22 protein-coding genes and 2 tRNA genes are annotated in these 22,974 nt (G+C 59.7%); 10 read left to right on the top strand and 14 right to left on the bottom strand.

Features of this window, described 5'->3' with window-relative positions; genetic code table 11:
* The first annotated feature begins 3 nt into the window (after positions 1 to 3).
* Positions 4 to 885 (top strand): LytTR family DNA-binding domain-containing protein, encoded by an 882-nt coding sequence (locus ACP15S_RS05320; RefSeq protein WP_425038533.1) that lies wholly within the window; start codon positions 4 to 6, stop codon positions 883 to 885.
* A gap of 78 nt (positions 886 to 963) precedes the next feature.
* On the opposite strand, the gene ACP15S_RS05315 is transcribed toward ACP15S_RS05320, so the two are convergent.
* The 7 genes from ACP15S_RS05315 to tgt all read right to left on the bottom strand — a co-directional run bounded on the left by ACP15S_RS05315 (position 964) and on the right by tgt (position 7,385).
* Positions 964 to 1,039 (bottom strand) — tRNA-Val (locus ACP15S_RS05315).
* A gap of 46 nt (positions 1,040 to 1,085) precedes the next feature.
* A complete protein-coding gene (locus ACP15S_RS05310) occupies positions 1,086 to 1,658 on the bottom strand; it encodes a histidine phosphatase family protein (RefSeq protein ID WP_425038532.1) in 573 nt (190 codons plus the stop codon).
* A 61-nt stretch (positions 1,659 to 1,719) separates the two neighbouring features.
* Positions 1,720 to 1,794 (bottom strand) — tRNA-Val (locus ACP15S_RS05305).
* A gap of 21 nt (positions 1,795 to 1,815) precedes the next feature.
* Positions 1,816 to 2,349 carry an HU family DNA-binding protein gene (locus ACP15S_RS05300; protein WP_425038531.1) on the bottom strand — a complete coding sequence of 178 codons (534 nt, stop codon included), beginning with the start codon at positions 2,347 to 2,349 and terminating at the stop codon, positions 1,816 to 1,818.
* A 237-nt stretch (positions 2,350 to 2,586) separates the two neighbouring features.
* Entirely contained in the window at positions 2,587 to 4,992 is a 2,406-nt protein-coding gene (lon, locus tag ACP15S_RS05295; protein WP_425038530.1) for an endopeptidase La, read from the bottom strand.
* Positions 4,993 to 5,424: 432 nt separating this feature from the next.
* Positions 5,425 to 6,006, bottom strand: a complete 582-nt coding sequence (locus ACP15S_RS05290) for a VPLPA-CTERM sorting domain-containing protein (protein WP_425038529.1) — start codon at positions 6,004 to 6,006, stop codon at positions 5,425 to 5,427.
* A 251-nt stretch (positions 6,007 to 6,257) separates the two neighbouring features.
* A complete protein-coding gene (gene tgt / locus ACP15S_RS05285) occupies positions 6,258 to 7,385 on the bottom strand; it encodes a tRNA guanosine(34) transglycosylase Tgt (RefSeq protein WP_425038528.1) in 1,128 nt (375 codons plus the stop codon).
* Between the two features lie 289 nt (positions 7,386 to 7,674).
* On the opposite strand from tgt, the gene ACP15S_RS05280 reads away from it, so the two are divergent.
* The 8 genes from ACP15S_RS05280 (at position 7,675) to ACP15S_RS05245 (ending at position 13,897) form a co-directional block, all read left to right on the top strand.
* A complete protein-coding gene (locus tag ACP15S_RS05280; RefSeq protein ID WP_425038527.1) occupies positions 7,675 to 8,724 on the top strand; it encodes a PucR family transcriptional regulator in 1,050 nt (349 codons plus the stop codon).
* Positions 8,725 to 8,880: 156 nt separating this feature from the next.
* Positions 8,881 to 10,266, top strand: a complete 1,386-nt coding sequence (rimK, locus tag ACP15S_RS05275; RefSeq protein WP_425038526.1) for a 30S ribosomal protein S6--L-glutamate ligase — start codon at positions 8,881 to 8,883, stop codon at positions 10,264 to 10,266.
* Positions 10,267 to 10,608: 342 nt separating this feature from the next.
* On the top strand, positions 10,609 to 11,118 hold the full coding sequence (locus ACP15S_RS05270; protein ID WP_425038525.1) for an SRPBCC family protein: 510 nt from the start codon (positions 10,609 to 10,611) through the stop codon (positions 11,116 to 11,118).
* Positions 11,119 to 11,131: 13 nt separating this feature from the next.
* Positions 11,132 to 11,482 carry a YciI family protein gene (locus ACP15S_RS05265; RefSeq protein ID WP_425038524.1) on the top strand — a complete coding sequence of 117 codons (351 nt, stop codon included), beginning with the start codon at positions 11,132 to 11,134 and terminating at the stop codon, positions 11,480 to 11,482.
* Positions 11,479 to 12,690, top strand: a complete 1,212-nt coding sequence (locus ACP15S_RS05260) for an RNA polymerase sigma factor (protein ID WP_425038523.1) — start codon at positions 11,479 to 11,481, stop codon at positions 12,688 to 12,690. Before ACP15S_RS05265 ends, ACP15S_RS05260 begins: the two co-directional genes overlap by 4 nt.
* A gap of 63 nt (positions 12,691 to 12,753) precedes the next feature.
* The gene (locus ACP15S_RS05255; protein ID WP_425038522.1) at positions 12,754 to 13,116 is read left to right on the top strand and encodes an SUF system Fe-S cluster assembly protein; all 363 of its coding nucleotides are present in this window, start codon (positions 12,754 to 12,756) and stop codon (positions 13,114 to 13,116) included.
* Between the two features lie 73 nt (positions 13,117 to 13,189).
* A complete protein-coding gene (locus ACP15S_RS05250; protein ID WP_425038521.1) occupies positions 13,190 to 13,570 on the top strand; it encodes a HesB/IscA family protein in 381 nt (126 codons plus the stop codon).
* Positions 13,571 to 13,897, top strand: coding sequence for a TfoX/Sxy family protein (locus ACP15S_RS05245; RefSeq protein ID WP_425038520.1), 327 nt, complete (start codon positions 13,571 to 13,573; stop codon positions 13,895 to 13,897).
* A 16-nt stretch (positions 13,898 to 13,913) separates the two neighbouring features.
* On the opposite strand, the gene ACP15S_RS05240 is transcribed toward ACP15S_RS05245, so the two are convergent.
* Together ACP15S_RS05240 and ACP15S_RS05235 are read right to left on the bottom strand one after the other, a co-directional pair.
* On the bottom strand, positions 13,914 to 14,552 hold the full coding sequence (locus ACP15S_RS05240; protein ID WP_425038519.1) for a VPLPA-CTERM sorting domain-containing protein: 639 nt from the start codon (positions 14,550 to 14,552) through the stop codon (positions 13,914 to 13,916).
* A gap of 90 nt (positions 14,553 to 14,642) precedes the next feature.
* Positions 14,643 to 15,554, bottom strand: a complete 912-nt coding sequence (locus tag ACP15S_RS05235) for an isopenicillin N synthase family dioxygenase (RefSeq protein ID WP_425038518.1) — start codon at positions 15,552 to 15,554, stop codon at positions 14,643 to 14,645.
* A 92-nt stretch (positions 15,555 to 15,646) separates the two neighbouring features.
* On the opposite strand from ACP15S_RS05235, the gene tpiA reads away from it, so the two are divergent.
* The gene (tpiA, locus tag ACP15S_RS05230) at positions 15,647 to 16,393 is read left to right on the top strand and encodes a triose-phosphate isomerase (RefSeq protein ID WP_425038517.1); all 747 of its coding nucleotides are present in this window, start codon (positions 15,647 to 15,649) and stop codon (positions 16,391 to 16,393) included.
* Positions 16,394 to 16,511: 118 nt separating this feature from the next.
* On the opposite strand, the gene ACP15S_RS05225 is transcribed toward tpiA, so the two are convergent.
* The 5 genes from ACP15S_RS05225 to ACP15S_RS05205 all read right to left on the bottom strand — a co-directional run bounded on the left by ACP15S_RS05225 (position 16,512) and on the right by ACP15S_RS05205 (position 22,959).
* Positions 16,512 to 17,888 (bottom strand): TRAP transporter large permease, encoded by a 1,377-nt coding sequence (locus ACP15S_RS05225; RefSeq protein WP_425038516.1) that lies wholly within the window; start codon positions 17,886 to 17,888, stop codon positions 16,512 to 16,514.
* Positions 17,888 to 18,565 (bottom strand): TRAP transporter small permease, encoded by a 678-nt coding sequence (locus ACP15S_RS05220; RefSeq protein ID WP_425038515.1) that lies wholly within the window; start codon positions 18,563 to 18,565, stop codon positions 17,888 to 17,890. Before ACP15S_RS05220 ends, ACP15S_RS05225 begins: the two co-directional genes overlap by 1 nt.
* 126 nt (positions 18,566 to 18,691) lie before the next feature.
* On the bottom strand, positions 18,692 to 19,696 hold the full coding sequence (locus ACP15S_RS05215; protein ID WP_425038514.1) for a DctP family TRAP transporter solute-binding subunit: 1,005 nt from the start codon (positions 19,694 to 19,696) through the stop codon (positions 18,692 to 18,694).
* A gap of 276 nt (positions 19,697 to 19,972) precedes the next feature.
* Positions 19,973 to 21,202, bottom strand: coding sequence for a sigma-54-dependent transcriptional regulator (locus ACP15S_RS05210; protein ID WP_425038513.1), 1,230 nt, complete (start codon positions 21,200 to 21,202; stop codon positions 19,973 to 19,975).
* Positions 21,199 to 22,959: an ATP-binding protein gene (locus tag ACP15S_RS05205; protein ID WP_425038512.1), complete on the bottom strand. Its 1,761-nt coding sequence runs from the start codon at positions 22,957 to 22,959 to the stop codon at positions 21,199 to 21,201. The genes ACP15S_RS05210 and ACP15S_RS05205 overlap by 4 nt, the downstream gene beginning before the upstream one ends.
* Positions 22,960 to 22,974: the final 15 nt, after the last annotated feature.

Here is a 22,974-nt window from a genome sequence, read left to right as displayed (position 1 = left end):
GATTTGCCTGCGAAGAACAACACCAATATCGCCCTGATGGATGCCATGGGCACACCGCTCACTTTAAGCTTGCGCGAGCTGTCGGGGTTTTTAGCGTCTAAACAAGGTATTGGCTTCCTTCTTCTGGCCGTGGCCTTGCTGTTGATGTCAGACCCGCCGGGGTTGCTGAGCTATATGGCGATCCACGAAGCTTTGCTGGTCTGGGTTTTGGCGCTTGGCTGCTATCTCGTCTCGTTCTTTCTGGTCACCCATGCTGCAAGCCTTCTGCAACACAAGCGCCGCGTGGGGCGCATCTGGACCCCGGCTGTCGGCTTGATTTGTATCGGGCCCGTGGTGTGCCAGTCGGAAATGCTTGTGCGGTATATCGTGGGTCCGGAGTACCAGATCGTTATCTTGCGCAAGATCGTCTTTTACTACTTCATTGTGCAGATCATCGAGTTTGCCTTCATCCGACTGATTCTGCCCACAATGCACGTCGAGGAGCAGGATGCGGAGCCAGACATTCCTGAACGGACCTTCTGGCTCGGCGATCGTGAGCTGCGGTCTTTGGATCTGCACTATGTGGAGGCCAAGGAGCATTACGTGCGGGTCGTCATGAAAGAGGACGAAATCCTGCACCGCCAGAGGCTGGGCGATCTTGTCGCGCAACTCGATCCGATGGATGGGTTGCAACCCCACCGCAGCTGGTGGGTCAGCCGGTACGCGGCGCCGCGCGCCGAAAAGATCAACGGGCGCGTGGTCCTGATCACCTTTGACGGAACGCAGATACCAGTGGCGCGCGGTCGCTATGCCGATGTGGAGGCCTGGCTGTCTGCATTGCCGGACGTTGCAGATCCAAATCAGGCGAGCCCGACGCGAATGGTGCGGGCCGAAGCGGCGGAATAAGTACCGGCGCAGGAGGCGCAACCCATCAGCCCTCAAGCGCCTGTGTTTCGGCGCGCCGGCAGGCTATCGGAGGGGGAATGGTGGGTGATGAGAGACTCGAACTCCCGACATCTTCGGTGTAAACGAAGCGCTCTACCAACTGAGCTAATCACCCGCTCCGCGCCTTGTAATGCAAGCACTCCACGACTTGCAAGACCCCTCTACAGCTTTCTGTGCACGCCATTCTCAACGGCATAAACCACGCCCTGCCCCCCAGGCAAATTGCCAATTTCCGCCGTGGGCAAATCCATCGCGATGGCGCGCAACATCCGCGATGTGATGCCATGGGTGACGCAGATGGTGGGGTTTTCGAGCGCGTTCAAAAAATCGAAGCACCGGACGCGCAACGCCTTGAAGCCCTCCCCGCCCGGCGCAAAGTCATAGAGCGCCAAAGGGCCGTCGGGCGTGTCTTCGCGGACCTCGCCCACCGCCTGCATCTCAGCGCGGACCTTGCCAGTCCATGCGCCCACGCCAATTTCCCTGAGCCGTGTGTCGGTATGCAGGTTTTGCACGAGACCCGCGAGCGCGATGCCCGCTGTCTGAAACGCACGCCCTTGCGGGCTCACGCGGATATCGTAAAGCGAAAGATCGAGCGCACTCAAAATGCGCCCCTGCGCCTCAGCCTGAGCGCGCCCTAGCGCCGTGAGAGGTGAATTCGACGCGCCTTGCCAGCGGCCTTCCGCATTCCATTCCGTTTCACCGTGTCGCAGGACGAGAATGGGTTGAAAGGTCATGATTTTCTCGCTTGGGAAAAACGATCGCAGCCTCCCCGTCTCACGGCGATGGGAAGGCTGATGGTGGGTGATAAGAGATTCGAACTCCTGACATCTTCGATGTGAACGAAGCGCTCTACCACTGAGCTAATCACCCGCCGTAGGCGCGCTGATACAATTACTCCGCTGCTGGCGCAAGAGGGGGATTCTGGTTCTTGGGACCCTCGGTGCGCTGGCGGAGCTTCACAACAGAGACCTTGACGCCTGCGCGTTGCTTGACCCGCGTCGTCTTGGTCTTGCCAAAGGGTTCGAGCTTTAACTCACGCCCTTCTTGCAGGGCATCGCCCAAGACCTCGAGCATCGCTTCAATAACCGGTTTTGCATCGCGCTTTTTGACGCCGGAGCGTTGGACAACTTTTTCCATGAGCTCTTGTTTGCGCAATGCCGCCGCCGTGGTGTGGAGCGGGGTGTCGGCCACAACGACCGGCGTCGTGGGAGTGCTCGCCCCTTGCGCTTTCGGCGCGTGTGTCTTGGGCTCTGGCGCCGGCACCTTGGCAATGCGCACGGGCCCTGCGGCCTTGGATTTCACGCGCGGCGCCGGCGCTTTTTCGGACGCGGGGGATTGGCCCGTGTCTGATTTGGCCGGGGTTTTTGGCGCCTTGCGCGCCTTGGAGCTGGTGGACGTCGTTGTTTTGGTTTTTCGCGGTGCCATGGGATCTGCTCTTTTTGTTGGTTTTGGTGGCGAGGCTCATCGAATCATAACACCCCTTGGTTGTTTTTCAACGTTCGCCTCATGACGCGTCGGGACGGCTACCGAAACGTCACGGTTGATGTCCCCAAAGGAAAAGGGGCGCTTTGCTGCGCCCCTGTCTGTCTTCTCGGTGTGTTGTTACCTCAGCGCCTTAAAGCACTTCGCGAAAACTGTGCATCACGTTTCCGTCGAAGTGCTTCAGTGGGCCACGGGTCGATCTCCTGCAGCCGCATCACCCTTGGCCGCGAGGGCGGCTTCTTCGGCTTCCGCGTCCCATTCAATGGCTTCAGGTTTGGCCGTCAAAGCAAGCTCCAGCACTTCGGACACATGTTTGACAGGGATCAGCTCCAGCCCGTCTTTCACGTTGTCCGGGATCTCGGCGAGGTCTTTTTCATTCTCTTCCGGAATGAGGACCGTTTTGATCCCGCCACGCAAGGCCGCCAGCAGCTTCTCCTTCAGACCGCCGATTGGCATCGCGTTCCCACGCAGGCTCACCTCACCCGTCATCGCGATGTCTTTGCGCACGGGGATACCCGTGAGCACGGAGACAATGGACGTCACCATGGCCAGACCGGCCGATGGCCCGTCCTTTGGTGTCGCCCCGTCCGGGACGTGCACGTGAATGTCGATCTTGTCGAACTTGGGCGGCTTGACCCCGATCTCAGGTGCGATCGAGCGCACATAGCTCGACGCCGCGTCGATGCTCTCCTTCATCACATCGCCAAGCTTGCCGGTGGTTTTCATCCGGCCCTTCCCGGGCAGGCTGAGCGCCTCGATATGCAACAGATCACCGCCCACGGACGTATAGGCCAATCCTGTCACAACACCGATCTGGTTCTCATCCTCTGCAAGCCCAAAGCGATGTTTCTTCACGCCAAGGAAATCGTCGAGGTTGTCGGGCGTGACCTCAACGGTATCGCTCTCCTTTCGGACGATCTTGGTGACCGCCTTGCGGGCGATCTTGGCGATCTCGCGCTCCAGGTTCCGCACACCAGCCTCTCGCGTGTAGTAGCGCACGATATCGGTCAGGCCGTCATCGGTCAGGGTAAACTCTTTCTCCTTGAGGCCATGGTTTTTAACCTGTTTGGAGATGAGGTGACGCTTGGCGATCTGCACCTTCTCGTCTTCGGTGTAGCCTGCAAGCGGGATTATCTCCATCCGGTCCAGAAGCGGGCCCGGCATGTTGTAGGAGTTGGAGGTCGTCAGGAACATCACATTTGACAGATCATACTCCACCTCGAGGTAATGATCGACGAAGGTGGAGTTTTGTTCCGGATCAAGCACTTCCAGCATGGCAGACGCCGGATCACCGCGGAAATCCTGTCCCATCTTGTCAATCTCGTCGAGCAGGATGAGGGGGTTCGTTGTCTTGGCCTTTTTCAGTGCCTGAATGATCTTGCCGGGCATGGAGCCGATATAGGTCCGGCGATGGCCGCGAATTTCGCTCTCATCGCGCACACCGCCCAGCGAGATGCGAATGAATTCGCGTCCCGTGGCTTTGGCGACGGATTTGCCGAGCGAGGTTTTGCCCACACCCGGAGGCCCAACAAGGCACATGATCGGGCCCTTGAGCTTCTTGGAGCGCTGCTGCACCGCAAGATACTCGACAATCCGCTCCTTGACCTTGTCCAACCCGTAGTGATCGGCATCCAGAATATCCTGCGCACGACCGAGGTCTTTCTTGACCCGGCTTTTCGTGCCCCATGGGATAGACAGCATCCAGTCGAGATAGTTGCGCACAACGGTCGCCTCGGCGGACATCGGACTCATGTTCTTGAGCTTTTTCAGCTCGCCCTCAGCCTTTTCCTTGGCTTCTTTGGACAGCTTGGTTCCGTTGATTTTCTCTTCCAGCTCCGCGATCTCGTTGGAGCCGTCCTCACCGTCACCCAATTCCTTCTGAATGGCCTTCATCTGCTCATTCAGATAATACTCACGCTGGGTCCGCTCCATCTGGGATTTAACGCGGGTTTTGATCTTTTTCTCGACCTGCAGAACAGACATTTCACCCTGCATCAGGCCGTAGACTTTCTCCAGCCGCTCAGAGATTGAGAGCGTTTCCAGAAGATCCTGCTTCTGATCCACCTCGATCCCCAAATGTCCGGCAACGAGATCGGCCAGTTTGGCGGGCTCTGTTGTCTCCGCCACGGACGCCAAGGCTTCCTCGGGGATGTTCTTCTTGACCTTGGAGTAGCGCTCAAACTCGGCGCCCACAGTGCGCACCAGCGCCGTCAGGCTCGCCTGATCGCCGGGCATCTCAGTCAAATACTCGCAAGAAGCTTCAAAGAAAACCGGGTTTTCGTGGTACTCGGTGATCCGCACGCGCGCTTGCCCCTCCACGAGAACCTTCACGGTTCCGTCGGGAAGTTTCAGCAATTGCAATACGTTGGCCAGAACACCGGCTTTGTAGATGCCCGATGTTTCCGGATCATCCTCTGCGGGGTCAATTTGCGAGGCAAGCAGGATCTGCTTGTCATCCGACATCACTTCTTCCAGCGCCTTGACCGACTTCTCTCGCCCGACAAACAGCGGCACGATCATATGCGGAAAGACGACGATATCCCGAAGCGGAAGCACCGGGTAGGAAGCATTGAGGGGGTCTTGCATGCTCTTATCCTTGTTATTGGCAAGCAGGCTCTGGCCCCACATCTGCGGCAGCGCTCGGCCCACTCCTTACAGGAGGGTTAACGTGGGGCTGGTTGCAGGCGAATTCAACCTCCCATCGGCTTGGGCGAGACAATAGCGGGCGTGCCCCTCCCTGCAAGGTGACAAAACGGCGAGCGGCGCGACAAATGAAGCCGGACGCCAGCGTTTCTCAAATTACAACCACGGCTAACGCCGCCACGGCGCACCAACTTGCAGTAAATATGGCAAAATGCATCGTGTATCTCCCCAGATAACGACGCGAGGATAGGACGCAAAAAATGAACAGGCTATTAAGGTATTCCTGACCCGGGCCCGTCAGTCACATCGATTTTTCAACAAAAAAGCTGCGCCCGATGGGCGCAGCCTTCATTTTCGATCAATGGCGCGATTTTTTTAGGCGCTGCGACGACGCACAAGCGCCAAGCCACCCAAGCCCGCCAAAAGCAGAGGCAAACCTGCTGGCAGCGGGACAGGCGCCGTGGTCATTCCAAGCGTGAGTTCGGAATAGTCGATAGCCCAAGTATCGACGCCGTCGACTACGAAACTCACAGTTGCGGCCCCGTCATTCACCAAGGCCGTGTCCACAGCAAATGTGAAAGTTTCGACCAGAATATGCCCGGAGCCGTCAAGTGGCATCTCGCCGACTTTTACCCCATCCACCAACACATCGTAAGGACCCGCAATATCTGCGATCCCTGCAGTGCGGAAAGACAAAGATGCCGAGCTATAGGTTCCTGCAGCGTAGGAATGTGTCCAGCTTGCGGAGCCACCGTTTGTGGTAATATCCATAAAAGTTGGATCAAGCCCGTCCTGCGTTACCGCGCTCCAGCCACCCGGCAGCCATGTCGTTCCGTCTTCCACGCAAACGTCATTGGTCCCGAAGCAATCTTTGTCGCCGATAAGGTCCACGGTTGCTGCACTTGCAGCGCCAGCCGTTGCTATCAAAAAAGCGCCAATCAAGGATGTCTTAATCATGTTACCCTCCAAGATTAAGGTTAAAATTAACGACCACATGATGAATTAACTTGGCTTCCATGTCCACACGACATTGTGATTTTTGCGCTATGACCGACGGAATCAACGCGTATCGCCCGGAGTTCGTTTGGTTTTCTCCTCCAGTTCAATGCATGTGTTGCAAAATCGGAAACAATATCAGTTGGCGGGAAGAATTGACGACCTACGCCACGCATTGACGAGTATACGCCACTGTTATCGAAACGAATTGGCTACAAAGGCTCGATATCGCCTTGCGCGCGCCCATCATGGAACGTCTTCTGCCAGGCCTCGAACCGGCCTTTGGCAATGGCCGCGCGCATGCCCGCCATGATCTCCTGATAATAGTGCAGGTTATGCCACGTCAGCAGCATGCCGGAGATCATCTCTTGCGCGCGGAAGACATGGTGCAGATAGGCGCGGGAATAATTGCTGCAGGCCGGGCATGTGCAATCTTCATCCAGCGGGCGCGGATCATCGGCATGGCGGGCATTCTTGATGTTGACGACGCCGCGGCGCGTGAAGACCTGCCCTGTCCGCCCTGAGCGCGAGGGCAGCACGCAATCCATCATATCAATCCCGCGCGCCACAGCACCCACGATGTCATCGGGCTTGCCCACGCCCATGAGGTAGCGCGGCTTGTCCCGGGGCAGTTGCTCAGGCGCATAGTCAAGGCAGCCGAACATGGCCGCCTGCCCCTCGCCCACCGCCAGACCGCCCACGGCATAGCCATCAAAGCCGATCTCGCGCAGCGCCTCAGCGCTTTGGCCGCGCAGATCTACTTCGAGCCCGCCTTGTTGAATGCCAAAGAGCATGTGCCCCGGCCTGTCGCCAAACGCCTCTCTGGAGCGCGCCGCCCATCGCATGGAGAGCTCCATGCTCTCGGCAATCCTGTCGCGCTCTGCGGGCAATGCGGGGCATTCGTCGAAGCACATGACAATGTCCGAGCCCAGCAGCTTCTGGATCTCCATCGAGCGCTCAGGGCTCAGCATATGTTGCGAGCCATCGATATGCGATTTGAAACGCACGCCTTCCTCGGTCAGTTTGCGCAACCCGGCAAGGCTCATGACCTGAAAGCCGCCGGAATCCGTGAGGATGGGCTTGTCCCAGTTCATGAACCGATGCAGCCCACCCAGCGCATCAATGCGCTCCGCACTCGGGCGCAGCATCAGGTGATAGGTGTTGCCCAGCAGGATATCAGCCCCCGTCGCGGCAACGCTTTCAGGCATCATCGCCTTGACCGTTGCCGCTGTCCCCACGGGCATGAACGCAGGGGTGCGGATCACCCCGCGTGGCGTGTTGATCTGCCCGGTCCGCGCGCGGCCATCCGTGGCATGGAGGTCAAAAGACGTCTGTTTCATGCGCCTCTCCTAGCGCTCGATCACAGACAATTCACCCCCCAAAAGGACGACCCTGCCAAGTTTACACAATTGTGCGCGGCGCCCGCATATGTACCGCAAACTTGACACTTGATTGTGTCATTTGACACTGACAATATAGGGGCTAGATTCCTTATCGGTGGGTTGGCCGACACAACAGGTAGACAGGTCTTTGCAGTGTAGCCGCTGATGCAACCAGTCGCCAAGAAACATGGAAGCGTCGTCCCTCAAGATATGCCCGGGGCGCGCCCCCCGGTCGAAAGGATTGACAATGACAAAAGTCATCACGCGGTATTTTGACGATGTCTCGACAGCACATGCGGTGCGCAGCGAGCTCTACCTCGGACAAGGATTACCCAAGCGGATCATCTCGCTCTACACAGGCGATGCTGGCGCGGCTGCGCTGGAATCTGCCCATGGCGTCGAGACGAAAACCGCGGCGGAATACAAAAAACGCCTGGCCAAGGGCGGCGCTGTGTTGCTCGTCCGCGCGGGCTTCAAGCCTCTCGGCGTGGCGCAAATCACCCGCGATGTCATGGCGGAAATGGGCGCGGCGGATCTCAAGGGCCTGGTTGAGGAGGTCACCGTTGGCGATGAAGGCTCGCACGCCCCATCCGTGTTGCGCGGCCATCCCCTCATCCTTGCCGGTGCGCGGGACGGAGATTCCAACACATTCCATATGGCCAACTGGCCCATTCCGCTGATCAGCCGCAGAAAACCGCTGACCGGTTCGATCTTCCCCGAACATGCGCGTATGGCCAATTTCCCGCTGCCGCTGATCAGCCGCAGAAAGCCGGGGAACGCCTCTATTTTCCCGCGCCACGCGCGAATGGCAAACTTCCCGCTGCCGCTGATCTCCCGCCGCAAGCCCAAGGACCGCTTCGCCTTCCCGCGTCATGCGCGGATGGCAAACCTGTTCCTGCCGCTTCTGAGCAAGCGCAAGCCTTCGGACCGGATGGCCATTCACCGCCATGGTCGTATGGCCAAATGGCCCTTCCCGCTGCTTCTAAGCGACAAGGTCGAGCCGACAGCGCTGATACCCGGCGGCCCACGGATGGCCAATTTCCCGATCAACCTGTTGAGCGATCGCAAGCCCAAGGACAACTTTGCCTTCGAGCGCCATGCGCGTATGGCCAATTTCCCGATCCCGCTCATCAGCAAGCGCAAACCGTTCACGGGCTCGATTGTGCCCAAGCACGGACGGATGGCCAACATGATCCTGCCGCTCGTTCTGCGACGCAGCGAAGATCCCAACAACAGCGACCCGAACCGGTTTACCATGTCGAGCCTCTTCGGCTGGCCGACCCTGATCCGGCGCTAGGGCGCAAACAGACAGGCACGTCTGAGACGGCGCGTTCCCCAAGCGGGACGCGCCGTTTTTTCGCGCATATTGTCCCCGCTCAGCCATCCCCGCCAAGGCGATCCGGTTGCGCCGACAGCGCCAGCCTTGTTAGCTTGGCACCAAAGGGAGAGCCGCATGACAGACAAATTGAATTTGGGCTGGGAAGAATGGGTCGCCCTGCCCGACCTCGGGCTTCCCGCCATCCGGGCCAAGGTCGACACGGGCGCGCGCACATCTGCCTTGCACGCATTTGACATTGAGACGTTTGGATCCGCCACCAAGCCCAAAGTGCGCTTCGCCGTTCATCCAATCCCGGGGCGCGATGACATCTCCATTGCCTGTTCTGCCGAAATCCTGGACCGGCGTGACATCACCTCATCCAATGGTGAAAGCGAGATGCGCTTTGTTATTGAGACGCAGCTGCGTGTGGGCGATCGCTCCTGGCCCATCGAAGTCACACTGACCGACCGGCGTGGCATGTCCAACCATATGCTGCTGGGCCGACAGGCGCTCAACGAGGATGTCACGGTTGTGCCCTCGGAAAAATTCCAGCAGCCCGAGCTGGATTTCGACATCTACCATTCTCGGACGCTGCGCTCCGACGCGCCCAAACGCGCGCTGCGCATCGCAGTCCTGAGCCGGGAAAACAACTACTCCACGCGGCGCTTCGTCGAGGCGGGCGAGGCGCGCGGCCATTCCGTCGAAGTGATCGATACAACGCGCTGCTACATGGCGATCAATGCCGAGAGCCCGGAGGTACACTACGATGGCAAGCGCCTGCCCCGCTATGACGCTGTGATCCCGCGCATCGGCGCGTCCATCACAAGCTACGGCACAGCTGTCGTCCGCCAATTCGAAACCATCGGCACCTATTGCATCAATGGCGCGCAAGGGATCACGGCCAGCCGGGACAAGCTCTTCGCGCACCAGCTCATGGCGCGTCACCGCATTGGGATGCCAGAGACGGCCTTTGCCGCCTCCCCCAAGGATACCGCATCGCTCATCGGCCTTGTTGGCACCGCGCCGTTGATCGTGAAATTGCTGGAGAGCACGCAGGGCAAAGGCGTCGTGCTGGCGGAGACGAAGAAAGCCGCCGAATCCGTGATCGATGCCTTTCGCGGCCTCAAGGCCAATTTCCTCGTGCAGGATTTCGTCAAGGAAGCCGCGGGCGAAGATATCCGGTGCCTGATCGTGGGCGGCAAAGTCGTGGCCTCCATGAAGCGCACAGGCGCTGAGGGTGACTTCCGCTCGAACCTGCATCGCGGCGGTCAGGCAACCCGCGTGCGCATCTCGAGGGAAGAACGCGACACAGCTCTGCGCGCGGCCCGGGTCTTCGGCCTCAACCTAGCCGGAGTCGATCTCTTGCGCTCCGAAAACGGCCCCAAAGTGCTTGAGGTCAATTCCTCACCGGGTCTGGAAGGCATCGAGAAAGCGTCCGGAAAAGACATCGCCAGCCTGCTTTATGACCACATCGAAACCCAGGTCCGCCCCCAACCCGCCAGACGCCGCAAGAAAAGCTGACCCCCCGACCTTTGGTTCGGAGCCACCGTCGCGCATGCGGCCAACGCGCAGCTGGCGCGACAGGGGGCCAGAAAAACCGCCGAGGCTCCACGCCAGTGGATACGGCTGTTTTTCTGGCGGCCAGACGTGACAGATGCAAAGGTGGCCGATGTGTGACGGTGGCTCCGAACCTTTGGTTGGGTGAGCCAGAGCAGGGTCAAATCCTTCTAAAAAGCGTGGGCGCAGCCCACTCATTTTGAAAAAATACAAAAAAGTTTTTGAGACCTGTCGATTGGCGGCGCCTCTCTGCGTCATGTCCGTGAAAGCATCAGGCTTTCGTTTCAAAACTAACGGAGATGACCCATGACAGTGACACAAATCCTTGGCCTCACGGCCGGCGCCGCAGCCCTTCTTGTGGCAGGCACCTTTGCCCTGCCCCGCCACATCGAGATCACCCGCAGCGCGCTTGTTCCCGCCGCACCTGAAGCGGTGCTCGCGCTTGCCGCCTCCTCGGAGGGCTATCAAAGCTTCAACCCCTATCTCAGCAAAGATCCCGCGCTCAAGATCTCGCCCTTTGGCCCCAGCACTGGCGTTGGCGCAGGCTTTCACTTTGACGGCAAAGACGGCAAGGGCAGCCAAACCGTCGCGGATATGACCGCCGATACGGTGCATTTCAACATTGATCTTGGCCCCATGGGCCAGCCGCGCCAAAGCATTACGGCACGCCCCAGCGAAAGCGGCTCGGAAGTCATCTGGCGCATGAAGGCCGATCTCGGGATGAACCCGATAGCCCGCGTCTTTGGTCTTTTCATGGACCGGATGATCGGCAAGACTTTCGAGACAGGCCTCGCCAATTTGCAAAAAGCCGCCTGAGGAGGGACACATCATGCGTTACACATTCTTGCTCTACACCGATCCTGCCGACATCGCCGATATGACACCGGAAGATTGGAGCGCGCTCAAAGAGGTCTACGGCCAATATATTGGCGCGCTGCATGAGGCGGGTGTCTTCGTGGATACCGATTGGCTCCAGCCCGTCGATACCGCCACAACCCTGAGCCTCAAGGACGGCAAACATGTCCAGGATGGTCCCTTTGCCGAGACAAAAGAGACGCTGGGCGGATATTTCGTGATCGATGTCCCCGATCTCGACACGGCCATGGCCTGGGCTGAGAAATGTCCCGCGGCCAAGACTGGCAAGGTCGAAATTCGCGCCTCCGCCATGGGCGCAGAGTGAGCGCAGACAGCGCCGCACGCGCCGAAGCAATCGCCCGGGATCAATACGGGCGGTTGCTGGCTCTTCTGGCCAGCCGCACCCGCGACATTGCCGCCGCCGAGGATGCCTTGGCCGAGGCCTTTGCCAAAGCTCTGCAAACCTGGCCCAAGCGCGGCGTACCCGACAACCCAGCCGCCTGGCTGCTCACCACGGCCCGCAACCGGCTGACCGACACACACAGGCGCGCCTTGAAAGAAGCCCCGCTCGATGCAGCCCCACCCCCACAAGCGAACCCTCCAACCGATATGACCGATGCCGATGCCACCCAGCCTGATGACCGTTTGAAGCTGATGTTCGTCTGCGCCCATCCCGCGCTCGATGCGCGCGTACACACGCCCTTGATGCTGCAATGCGTGTTGGGGCTTGAGGCTGCCGAAATTGCCCCGGCCTTTTTGTTGGCCCCCGCTACGCTCGCGCAACGGCTTGTGCGCGCCAAACGCAAGATCAAAAACGCGGGCGTCGCTTTTGCAATCCCAGAGATGCAGGATTGGCCCGAACGCGTGCCGCCGGTGCTGGAAGCTATCTATGCCGCCCATGCGCTGGATTGGCTGGCCCCGCGCGATGCTCTGGGGGAAGAGGCGCTTTATATGGCGGATCTGCTGGTGCGTCTGCTGCCCGATCATGCGGAAGCGATGGGCTTGTTCGCCCTGATTTGCATGAGCCATGCACGGCGCGATGCACGGGTGCGCGCGGGCCGGTTTGTGCCTCTGCCCGAGCAGGACACATCGCTCTGGGACGCGCAGCTGGCCACTCTTGGCCTGACGACCTTGCAACGCGCCGCCAAGCTGGGCACGCCGGGACGGTTCCAGTTGGAAGCGGCCATTCAGTCTGTACACCATCAACGCGCGGAGACCGGTGAGACCAACTGGAAGGCGCTTTTGCATCTGCACGGCGCCCTGCTGCGCACCGCACCCAGCCTCGGCGCCCATGTGAGCTATGGTGTCTGCCTGGCCGAGACCAAGGGGCCTGATGACGGCCTCGCCTATCTGGACAAGCTATTGCCCGAAGCGCAGTCGTTCCAGCCATGGTGGGCCAGCCGCGCCTCTATATTGCGCAGCAAAAACGCCCTGAGCGCGGCGGCGGACGCCTACGACACGGCCCTCTCGCTGACCCATGATCCTTTGCTGCAAGCCTACCTCACGCAACAGCGTTCTGCCTGCGGTCATTGAAGCACTGGACGCCGACCATCCCATTTCCTATATCTTTGGTAAGGATTACCGGAGCCCAATGACATGAACGATGCGACCGCGCCCATGGAAGGCACGCCTCTGATTGCCCCATCCAGCACGGACCACCCGCTGTATGATCAGGTCGTCGAGGCCTGCCGCAGCGTGTTTGACCCTGAAATCCCCGTCAATATCTATGATCTGGGGCTGGTCTACACGGTGGACATCAATGCCGAGAACGAAGTGAAAGTCATCATGACGCTGACAGCGCCCGGCTGTCCCGTCGCGGGCGAGATGCCCGGCTGGGTGGCCGATGCGGTCGAGCCGCTGCCCGGCGTCAAACAAGTCGATGTCGAACTCACGTGGGAGCCGCCCTGGGGCATGGACATGATGAGCGACGAAGCGCGCCTTGAGTTGGGCTTTATGTAGACCCACCAGCGGCGCCCCTTGAGAGCAAGAGCCGGACATCCTATTTTTCAGGTGTCCGCATAGGAGAGACGCGATGTTTGGTATCCCCGGCAAGCAAGCTGTGACCCTGACCCCCGCTGCTGTGGCCCAGATCACGAAGCTCATGGAACGTGACGGGCGCGCGGGCCTGCGCATTGGCGTCAAAAAGGGCGGCTGCGCGGGGATGGAATATACCATGGACTACGTGGACGAGATCGCCGAGAACGACGAAGTCGTCGAGCAAGACGGCGCCTGTGTGGCCATTGCCCCCATGGCGCAGATGTTCCTCTTCGGCACCGAGATCGACTATGAAGTGGCCCTCCTTGAAAGCGGTTTTAAGTTCCGCAATCCCAACGTGACCGATGCCTGCGGCTGCGGGGAATCCATCAAGTTCAAGGATGTGGACGCGCTGACCGCAGAGCAGAGCAACAGCTAAGTGCCTCTGACTTCAGAGGAAATCGTTTTCGCAACAGAGCTCTTTTCCGGATTGGGAGAGATCACGACACGCCGCATGATGGGCGGATTATGCCTCTATCATGAGGGCACGATCTTCGCGATTGTGCATTCCGATTTCGGGATCATGATCAAGGGCGCAGGCCCGTTTCAGGACAAACTCGATGCCATGGGATGCACGCGCTGGACTTATCAGCGCGAGGGCAAAAAAGAAACGGCAATGCCCTATTGGACATTGCCGGATGGTCTCGAAGATGATCCGGAGGCAGCGACGGTTTTGGCTCGAGAGGCTTTGGATCACCTCCGATAGTCGCCGCCCGGCGGGCTCAGCTCTTTTTGCGCAATGCCGCCATACCACCAAGTGCGCCCAGCATGAGCAACACGCTGGCCGGCAGAGGCACAGGCGCAGTCGTTGTTGTGGGCGCAGTTGTGTAGGCGATGTTGTCAATTCCCACGTCCCAAGCATCGGGGCCGAGGTTGATCTGAATGCCCACGTCGGAGCTGTAATCACCTGTGTAATTCGTCACACCGTCCGTGGAGAGGGTCGCGTATGCGTCGTCCTCCAGCAAGGTTCCATCAGCAAGGTCAATGACCTGCACAATCGTATCACGCAAACGGTTGGCATAAGGCGCAATATCAAAGCTCGTCACAGATACAGAGAACCCAGACAGCGCATTAAAGACAATGGACAAACCGCCGCCGCCATTGACACCATAGGCAACGCCATCAAGCGTCTCGTAATCGGGGCCCCAGTAAAACAGATCTTCCAGATCTGAGGTCGCACGGTTCGCGTCATAAACGACATCCACCTCGCCCACGATATCGCCGTAGGATTGCGACAATGTCTCACTATCGGTTCCGCAGGCGCCATCATTACACGCGGCGCCGTCAAAGGTCAGAAGAGCCGCGTAAGATGTCGAGGCGGAAAAAAGAGCCGCAGCAGCGGTCGTAACAAACAATTTCACGGAGATACCTCCTCCAAAATGTAACAGACAAAAGATAGGTTAACGAAATTATGTCAAATTCTCAACACATTTGCGCAGGCTGTCGCAACGTCACCTCTTCTGCAAATGCGTATAGGTTTCCGAAAACCGCCTCGCAAGATGCGCCCCTGCGAGGATGGGCGCCGTCTGCCCGGGTGAAGCAACATTTGCATCATGGTTGGGATTGAAAAAGAGTGGCACGGAGATCCGCTCCTGCGACCCGCCGACCACACGGTGCGGCGTCGCGCGCACGGCGCCCTCGGTCCACATTTCCAGCATCTCGCCAAAATTGATGACAAATGTGCCCGGCTGCGCCGTCACCGGGATCCAGCCCCCGCCCTTCTTGCGCACCTCAAGACCGGGCGTGCCATCCGTGGCCAAGAGTGTGATACAGCCGTAGTCGGTGTGCGTGGCGATCCCAAAGTCCTTCTCGCCCGCCCAATCTGGCCGGGGTGGATAATAATTGCCCCGCAGCAAAGCCATGGGCCGGGTGAACTTATCAGCGAAATACGCCTCATCCGCACCGATGGCCGCGGCAATCCCGGTCAAAACATGCTGCGCCACGCTGAGCGCTTCGGTGTAATAAGCCTGTACCTCGGCGCGAAAATCGACCTCACCCGCAGGCCATTGATTGTCGGCATAAACAGACAGAGCAGCCGCGCGCAGCGGATCATCGGCCGCCAACTCGAACCCGCAATCAAACACCTGCTTATAGTCAGGATTGGCATGCGGATCGACCTGCTCGGAACCCGGCGCGCCCCAGCCGCGATTGGAACCGGTCCGCGCCATATCAACAGCTTCCTTGGCCCGTTGCGGGAGTTGAAAGAAACTCCGGTATGCATGGATGACCCGCTGCACGCGCGGGCCCTTGAGCGGCGTGTTGTGCAGGGTCAGAAAACCAATGTCGCGCGCCCCATCGCGCAAGTCAGACATCACAACCGCATCACGCGCGCGCATCGCTTCAAAATCGATTTCCGGGATCATCTCTCTCGCCCCTGTGCTGGTGCCGCCTCTTAGACCCCTTGACGCGCCGCGACCACCCGTGAAGATGCACCAAGCCAAAGATGAGGATGGTCATGCGTAGAAAACTTGCCGCTGGAAACTGGAAAATGAACGGAACACAGGCCAGCCTGTCCGAACTCACCACCCTGGCGGCACACCATCCCAGTGCGGCTTGCGACATTCTGATCTGCCCACCGGCCACACTGATCACACCGGCCAGTCAAACAGCCGGTCCCATCGCCATTGGCGCGCAGGATTGTCACACCGCTGACAAAGGCGCACATACCGGTGACATCTCGGCCAGCATGCTCAAAGATGCAGGCGCCAGCGCTGTCATCCTCGGCCATTCCGAACGCCGCGAAGACCATGGCGAAAGTGAAGATCTCGTCCGCGCCAAGGCGCGGTCTGTGATGGAAGCGGGGCTCCTGGCCATTGTGTGCGTCGGCGAAAGCCTCGCGGAGCGGGACGCGCAAAACACCCTTGATATCATCGGCGGTCAATTGGCGGGCTCCATCCCCGATGGGGCAACGGGCCATAATCTCGTGGTGGCCTATGAACCCATTTGGGCCATCGGAACTGGCAAAGTGCCCACTTTGGACCAAATCGGCGAAGTCCACGATTTCATTCGCGCCCGGCTTGAGCGCCGCTTCGGTCAGGGCGTTGGAAGGTCCGTGCGCCTGCTCTACGGTGGTTCGGTCAAACCCGGCAACGCAGCAGACATATTCGCTGTCAGCAATGTCGACGGCGCGCTGGTGGGCGGCGCCAGCCTCACAGCGGCAGACTTCTCTCCCATCGTGAGAGCTCTCGAGGCCGCTAGCTAAGGCACAGCCCGCAGCTTCTTCTGGCCCCAAATACGCAAATCTGACGCACACGAAAAAGCGACGCCCGAAATCAGGGCGTCGCTTGTGCGTTTGTGAATAAATGCTGCGCGGTAGCGCGCTATTTGATCACGATTTCCGGCCCCATGAAGGTGTTGGGCAAGTAGGTCGAAAGCCAGGGAATATACGTGACCATGATGAGGAAAACAAAGAGCACGCACAGAAACGGCAGCGCTGCTTTCACCACATCCATCATGGGCATTCCCGCGACCCCCGAGGTCACAAACAGGTTAAGGCCAACCGGTGGTGTAATCATCCCGATCTCCATGTTCACGACCATGATGATGCCCAGATGGATCGGATCGATCCCCAGCTCAATCGCGATGGGAAAGACCAAGGGCGCCACGATCACGAGCAGGCCCGAGGGTTCCATGAACTGCCCGCCAATCAGCAAGATTACATTCACGATGATCAGGAACATCACCGGCCCATAGCCCGCTTCGAGCATGGCTTCCGCGATTTTCTGCGGGATTTGCTCATCTGTCAGCACATGCTTGAGGATCAGGGCATTGGCGATAACGAAAAGCAGTGTGATGGTCAGCTTACCCGCTTCAAAGAGCGTATCGCGCATATCGGGGTGGAAAAACGCGGTGACAACGGCCTTGGGCTTGCGCCAGAGCGGGATGTTCTGACTGCCCTCCTGTGTGGCCAGTGGCCCCATATCGCGGTACACGAAGCTTGCGATGAAAAAGGCATAGACCGCCGCAACCGCTGCCGCTTCTGTGGGCGTAAAGATACCGCCGTAGATGCCGCCCAGAATGATGACGATCAGGAACAGGCCCCAACCGGCATCCTTGCCTGCGGAGAAAACCTCTCCCCAGCCTTTCCACTCACCTTTGGGCAGGTTTTTGACCTTGGCGATGATGTAAATCGTGACCATCAGCATCAGCCCAGCCAAAAGCCCCGGGATCACGCCCGCGAGGAACATTCGTCCCACCGACACCTCGACAGCGGCTGCATAGACCACCATCACGATGGAGGGTGGGATCAGAATGCCCAGAGTACCGGCATTACAGATTACGCCCGCGGCGAAATCCTTGGTGTAGCCCACCTGGCGCATCCCCGCGATCACGATTGTCCCGATGGCCACAACAGTGGCCGGCGAAGAGCCCGAGAGCGCCGCAAAGAGCATACAGGCAAAAACGCCCGCAATCGCCAGACCGCCCGGAAAATGCCCCACGCAGGCGATGGAGAACCGGATGATCCGGCGCGCCACGCCCCCTGTCGTCATGAAGGCCGAGGCCAGAATGAAGAAGGGGATCGCAAGAAGCGTGAAATGTCCCTCAAACGCCTCAAAGAGTGTCTGGGCGATGGAGGCCAGTGAGCTGTCCGAATAGACCAGCAGGAAAAGTGTCGAGCTCAGACCAAGCGAGACCGCAATGGGCACGCCGATAAGCAGCAGGCCAATGACCATGCCAAAAAGAAGTGCGACTTCCATTATTTCTGCTCCGCATTTTGAGCGCGCAATTCATCGAGCTCGTCTTCAACTTCATGGCTGGCCACCAGCCGATCGTCCTCCCCGCGCCAGATCGCAATGGCCGCCTGCACGAAGCGCAGCATCAAGAGCGCCATGGACAGCGGCAAAATGAGATAGGGCACCACCTTGGGCAATTTCTCATAGCTGTCGCCGTAATTGATCATCGGCTCCAGAAAGCTGAGAAACGGCAGCATGGGAATGTCGTCGACCTCATAGAAGGACTGGCTGCGCGCCGCCTCGTTCAGGCCAGTGGGAAACCAGCGCCCAGATGTGGGGTACAGATCCGCAAACACCGCCCAGTAATCATAGGCGCCTTTGAGCATCAGAAAGGAAAACAGCAGGCAGCAGAAGACCGCAAAGAGCCCGAGCGCGCGCCGCGCGGGCGGCTCCAGCATGTTGACAATCAGATCCACGCCCAGATGCGCGCGCTTCTTGACAGCATAGGACGCCCCCAGCAGCACCAGCCAGCCAAACAGGAAAACCGTCGCCTCCAGCGCCCATAGGATGTTGGAATTAAAGAAAAACCGTGCGATGACATTGGCAAAAGTAATCGCCGTCATCAAACCAAGGATGATCGCGATCAGCGTTTCCTCGATTGTATCGATAAAGCCCTTGGGCCCGTGATCTTTGGCCTGCATGGCCTTGCCCCCTTGGTTCAAACCTGTCCCGTGTGAGCCCCGTTTATTGGTCCGGGGAGAAACCGCATGTTTCAGCCTTCGGTGCCCGGGCGCGCGGTTCTGCACGCCCGGGTCTGGTTCTCTGGATCAGAGACCCGCGTTGATGGATTGTGCCGCGTCGATCATGTCCTGACCGACGTCACCGGCAAACTTGTCCCAAACCGGGCGCATCGCATCGACCCATTCCTGACGCTGATCGGCATTCAGCTCACGGATGGTGCCACCGGCGTCAATGATGGACTGGCGTGCAGCCTGGTTCACGTTGAAGCTCTCGCCATTGCGCACTTCCGTGACTTCGCCGAGGATCGTCAGGAACTGATCGCGCACGTCCGCATCAAGGCTGTCCAGCCAATCAACAGATGTCACGACGAGATAGTCGATGATGCCGTGGTTCGTCTCCGTCACGCCGTCCTGAACTTCGAAGAACTTGCGGCCATAGATGTTGGACCATGTGTTCTCTTGTCCATCCACAACGCCCTGCTGGAGCGCGCCATACACTTCGGAGAAAGCCATTTTCTGGGGCGAGCCGCCGATGGCTTCCATCTGTGCGACCAGCACGTCAGAGCTCTGCACGCGGAACTTCAAGCCATTGGCATCTGTGGGCGAAACAAGCGGCACATTGGCCGACATCTGCTTCATGCCATTGTGCCAGAATTGCAGCCCCTGCAGGCCACGGCGCTGCATGCTGTCCTTGAGCGCCTGACCGGCCTCCGAGGATTGGAACGCATCAACCGCTTCGATATTCTTGAACATGAAGGGCAGATCGAAAAGGCGGAATTGCTTGGTGAATTTCTCGAACTTCGAGAGCGAGGGCGCGGCCATCTGCACATCGCCCTGCAGCAGCGCTTCGAGCACTTTGTCATCATTGTAGAGCGTGGAGTTCGGGAAGACCTCCATGCACATCGTGCCGTTCATCTCTTCGTTGATGCGGGTTTCCAGCAGTGAGGCAGCGATGCCCTTGGGGTGCTTGTCCGCGTTTGTCACATGGCTGAATTTGACGACGATCTCGCCATCATCACAGCCCGCAAGTGCTGTTGTCGCGGTCGTTGCCGTCAGAGCGATGGCTGCCACGGATGTCAGGAAATGTTTCATAATGCTTGGTCCTCCCTAAGCGTGTCCCGAGTCGCCCAAGGCTTGGGCAACATCTCCCAAAGCTGACCAAATCTTCACCGACCCCATCAAGACTTTGTGAGGTCGCATGGCCACCAGAACGAAATTGCACGTGTTTTCAGAGAGCTATGCGCATATGCCATGACCGGCTTGCGCTAGCCGAATAGGTGGGTGTGCGATTTTTCGCACGTCTCCCCAGGGCAAGTGTGCGGATTTCCGCACAAAACGCGGGTGGTCGCCCAGTTCTCAAATCGTGGCTCAACGGCGGTAGTCTTCCGGGCGGATCCCATGTTTGGCGAGTTTGTCATAGAAGGTCTTGCGCGGCAGTTTCAGAGCCCGCGCCGCCTCGGAGGCATGTCCGTTCTGCCGCCCCAGAGCGGCAATCAACAAAGAGCGCTCCACACGCCCCATTTGCTCGCTCAGGCCAAGCTCTGCGGCTTCCATGGCCTCCTGCGGCAGGCCCAGCACAAATCGCATGGCCGCAGACATGAGCGAGCGTGCATTGCCGGGCCAATCCTGCGCCATGAGCGCGCTGAGCATCTCTTCCTCGATCACAGGCGCGTCGATCCCCGATTGCTCGGCGGCCTGCGCGACGTAATGACGAAACAGAACCGGCACGTCTTCGGGGCGTTCGGCGAGCGAGGGAATACGTACCGGCGCAGCATCCAGCCGGTAGTACAGGTCCTCAATGATTTCGCCCGCACCATGGGCCTGCGCCAGATCGCGCGACGCGCCCGCAATCAGCCGTGCGCCTCCCGCCTCCAGCGCATCCAGCAGGGCAAGCTGCGTATCGCCAGGCAACGCGGTCACTTCGTTGAGAAACAACACACCTCCCGTGGCGCTCTCCCAAGCCTCCAGAAGCCCCGCACGATCCAGCCCGGCAGAGGCGCGTTTTTCAAATGGCCCTTTGGAATTTGGAGCGCAGAGATGGACAATTTCTGCCACTTTCGAGATGCCAGAGCCCGGCGGTCCGCAAACGAGCAAAGCGTCTTGCCGCCGGGCCGCGGCCCGGATCGCGCCGCGCAGGGCTTCGGCTTGTTCCGAGACCCCGAAGACAAGGCGCGCCGCAGGATCCCCCTCCGCCAACTGCGCCTTGAGGTGCCGGTTCTCCAAAACCAACGCCCGCGCCTTGAGCGCGCGCTCCAGCACGGGCAGGAGATCCTCGGATTTGCAGGGCTTTTCGAGAAAGCCAAAAGCGCCGTTCGACATGGCGCGCACGGCCATGGGAATATCACCCTCGCCTGTCAGCAGGATCACCGGCAGGTCCGCATCGCGCTCCAGCGTGTAGTCCAGCAGATGAAAGCCATCGCGGCCTGGCATGCGAATGTCGGACAAAATCACACCATCGAAGTCTGGCGTGATCACATCCTTGGCCACAAGAAACGAACCTGCAACGACTGGCTGCAAATCCGCAAGCTCCAGCGATTGCGCCAGCGCCTCACGCACGGACACGTCATCATCAACAACCAAAACACGCGTCAGCTTCATTCTGCGGCCTCTCGCCGGGCGGTCGAGGCGGCGTCCAGTTCGACCGTGAACACCGCGCCGCCCTGAGCGCGATTGCGTCCCCGGATGGCGCCGCCAAAGCTCTGCACCAGTCCATAGGAGATCGACAGGCCCAACCCCATGCCCTCGGACGCCCCCACTTCCTTGGTCGAATAAAACGGATCGAATATGCGCTCGGGTTCGGAAATACCCGGCCCGGTATCGGCAACCTCGAGCAGGTAGCGCCCATTCTGCCGTTCCAGAGTGAGGCTGAGATTTCGCGTCTCACTGTCGGCCATCGCATCGCAGGCATTGCTGATCAGATTGACGAGAACCTGCTCCAGACGCACCTCCCCGCCGCGCACCCAAACGGGCGTTTCGGGGGCATCATACTGAAGCGTCACGCCGCGCCGCTCGCGAGCCTCCCGGGTCATATCGAGCGCTGTCTGAATGATCCCGGCAAGATCCACGTCGCTCGCAGGCTCCACCTCCTGTTTGGCAAAGGCGCGCAGATTGCGGATGATCCGCCCCATGCGGCGGGCCAGATCGGCAATGCGCCGCAGATTGTCTTGCGCGCGCTCCGGCTTGTCACGCTCCAGAAACGTGACACCGTTTTCCGCAAAGGACAGCGTGGCCATCAAGGGCTGGTTGAGCTCATGGGCCAGCCCGGCGGACATATGCCCCAGGGCGCTGAGTTTGCTGGCCTGCACCAACTCGGCCTGCGCCTTGCGCAAGCGCGCCTCCGCTTCTTCGCGCTCCGCGACCTCGCGTCTGAGCGCGATATTGCTGTCCGACAAGGCTGCCGTACGGCGCGAGACCTGACTTTCCAACTCGGCATTGGCCTCCGCCAGGGTCCGCCTGCGCTCGGTCGCCACAAAGAGGAGCGCGCCAAACGTTGCCAGAACGGCCATCACCGCCAGCGCCTGAAGCCACGCAATGCGCATCGCAGGGGCCACGTCAATCAGCGCTTCGCCGCGCAGGTTGATGACCGGAAGATCCCGAACCAGATGCAGCGCCCGATCGGGCACGTATGGTGACCAATCCAGCCGCCAGACCTCATGCCCCGCAACATTGCGCGACGCTGGCGCAAAGAGCCCTTCCGGAGACGAAGGCCCCACCTGTCCGGAGGCCTGCTGCCAGCCCAGAAGCTCGGAGCGGTTGGAAATAAAGACTCGGCCCGCGCCGTCGGTAAAGTAGATGGCGGGCCTGTCGCCGCGCCATTCCCATTCGACGTTTTCGATATCAGCGCCGACGATCAATGCACCGCGCACGCGCCCATCAGGCCCAAAGGCCGGGGCTGCAAAGAAGTAGCTACGCGCATCAAAGGCCTCTGACGCGCCATGCGCGGCGCCCAAAGCCCCCGTCATGGCGCGACGAAAATAATCGCTTGTTGCCAGACCCTCGGGAACCGCCTCGGTCGCCGAAGCCAAAACCGCGCCAGTGCGGTCCACATAGACCAGTGTCAAAGCCGAGACCTTGTCCTTGGTTTGCAGCAACAGTTCATCTGCGGGCGCGCGCGGCCCTTGCAGGTGGCGTGCAGCGAGATCGGGATGATCTGCCAGCAAAACGGCGATTTCCTGATAGCGTTGCAATTGGCCCGTCAGCCGGTCAGACGCCAGCGCCAGATCCGCCTCTCCGCGCTCGCTCAACGGCCCCAGCGCCTGAAGATACGCCGCACGCCAGACCGCACCGCCCACCACCGCAAGGAACACGAGGTAGAGCAATACCAGACAGATGCGGGCCAAGCGGGTGTGCGTCATGGCCGTGAGCATAAC

The organism is Primorskyibacter sp. S187A, from assembly GCF_049800955.1.
GTDB lineage: Bacteria > Pseudomonadota > Alphaproteobacteria > Rhodobacterales > Rhodobacteraceae > JAKVBH01.
The sequence above is the reverse complement of the archived record's forward strand: the minus strand, read 5'-3'. Positions and strand labels throughout refer to the sequence as shown.

Bases quoted from the DNA above. Each gene is read 5' to 3' on its own strand.
- ACP15S_RS05255 (WP_425038522.1), top strand. From the start codon at position 12,754: ATGAACGATGCGACCGCGCCCATGGAAGGCACGCCTCTGATTGCCCCA.
- ACP15S_RS05215 (WP_425038514.1), bottom strand. From the start codon at position 19,696: ATGAAACATTTCCTGACATCCGTGGCAGCCATCGCTCTGACGGCAACG.
- ACP15S_RS05265 (WP_425038524.1), top strand. From the start codon at position 11,132: ATGCGTTACACATTCTTGCTCTACACCGATCCTGCCGACATCGCCGAT.
- ACP15S_RS05205 (WP_425038512.1), bottom strand. From the start codon at position 22,959: ATGACGCACACCCGCTTGGCCCGCATCTGTCTGGTATTGCTCTACCTC.
- ACP15S_RS05270 (WP_425038525.1), top strand. From the start codon at position 10,609: ATGACAGTGACACAAATCCTTGGCCTCACGGCCGGCGCCGCAGCCCTT.
- ACP15S_RS05280 (WP_425038527.1), top strand. From the start codon at position 7,675: ATGACAAAAGTCATCACGCGGTATTTTGACGATGTCTCGACAGCACAT.
- ACP15S_RS05220 (WP_425038515.1), bottom strand. From the start codon at position 18,565: ATGCAGGCCAAAGATCACGGGCCCAAGGGCTTTATCGATACAATCGAG.
- ACP15S_RS05250 (WP_425038521.1), top strand. From the start codon at position 13,190: ATGTTTGGTATCCCCGGCAAGCAAGCTGTGACCCTGACCCCCGCTGCT.
- ACP15S_RS05290 (WP_425038529.1), bottom strand. From the start codon at position 6,006: ATGATTAAGACATCCTTGATTGGCGCTTTTTTGATAGCAACGGCTGGC.
- ACP15S_RS05310 (WP_425038532.1), bottom strand. From the start codon at position 1,658: ATGACCTTTCAACCCATTCTCGTCCTGCGACACGGTGAAACGGAATGG.
- ACP15S_RS05225 (WP_425038516.1), bottom strand. From the start codon at position 17,888: ATGGAAGTCGCACTTCTTTTTGGCATGGTCATTGGCCTGCTGCTTATC.
- ACP15S_RS05235 (WP_425038518.1), bottom strand. From the start codon at position 15,554: ATGATCCCGGAAATCGATTTTGAAGCGATGCGCGCGCGTGATGCGGTT.
- ACP15S_RS05300 (WP_425038531.1), bottom strand. From the start codon at position 2,349: ATGGCACCGCGAAAAACCAAAACAACGACGTCCACCAGCTCCAAGGCG.
- rimK (WP_425038526.1), top strand. From the start codon at position 8,881: ATGACAGACAAATTGAATTTGGGCTGGGAAGAATGGGTCGCCCTGCCC.
- tpiA (WP_425038517.1), top strand. From the start codon at position 15,647: ATGCGTAGAAAACTTGCCGCTGGAAACTGGAAAATGAACGGAACACAG.
- ACP15S_RS05210 (WP_425038513.1), bottom strand. From the start codon at position 21,202: ATGAAGCTGACGCGTGTTTTGGTTGTTGATGATGACGTGTCCGTGCGT.
- lon (WP_425038530.1), bottom strand. From the start codon at position 4,992: ATGCAAGACCCCCTCAATGCTTCCTACCCGGTGCTTCCGCTTCGGGAT.
- tgt (WP_425038528.1), bottom strand. From the start codon at position 7,385: ATGAAACAGACGTCTTTTGACCTCCATGCCACGGATGGCCGCGCGCGG.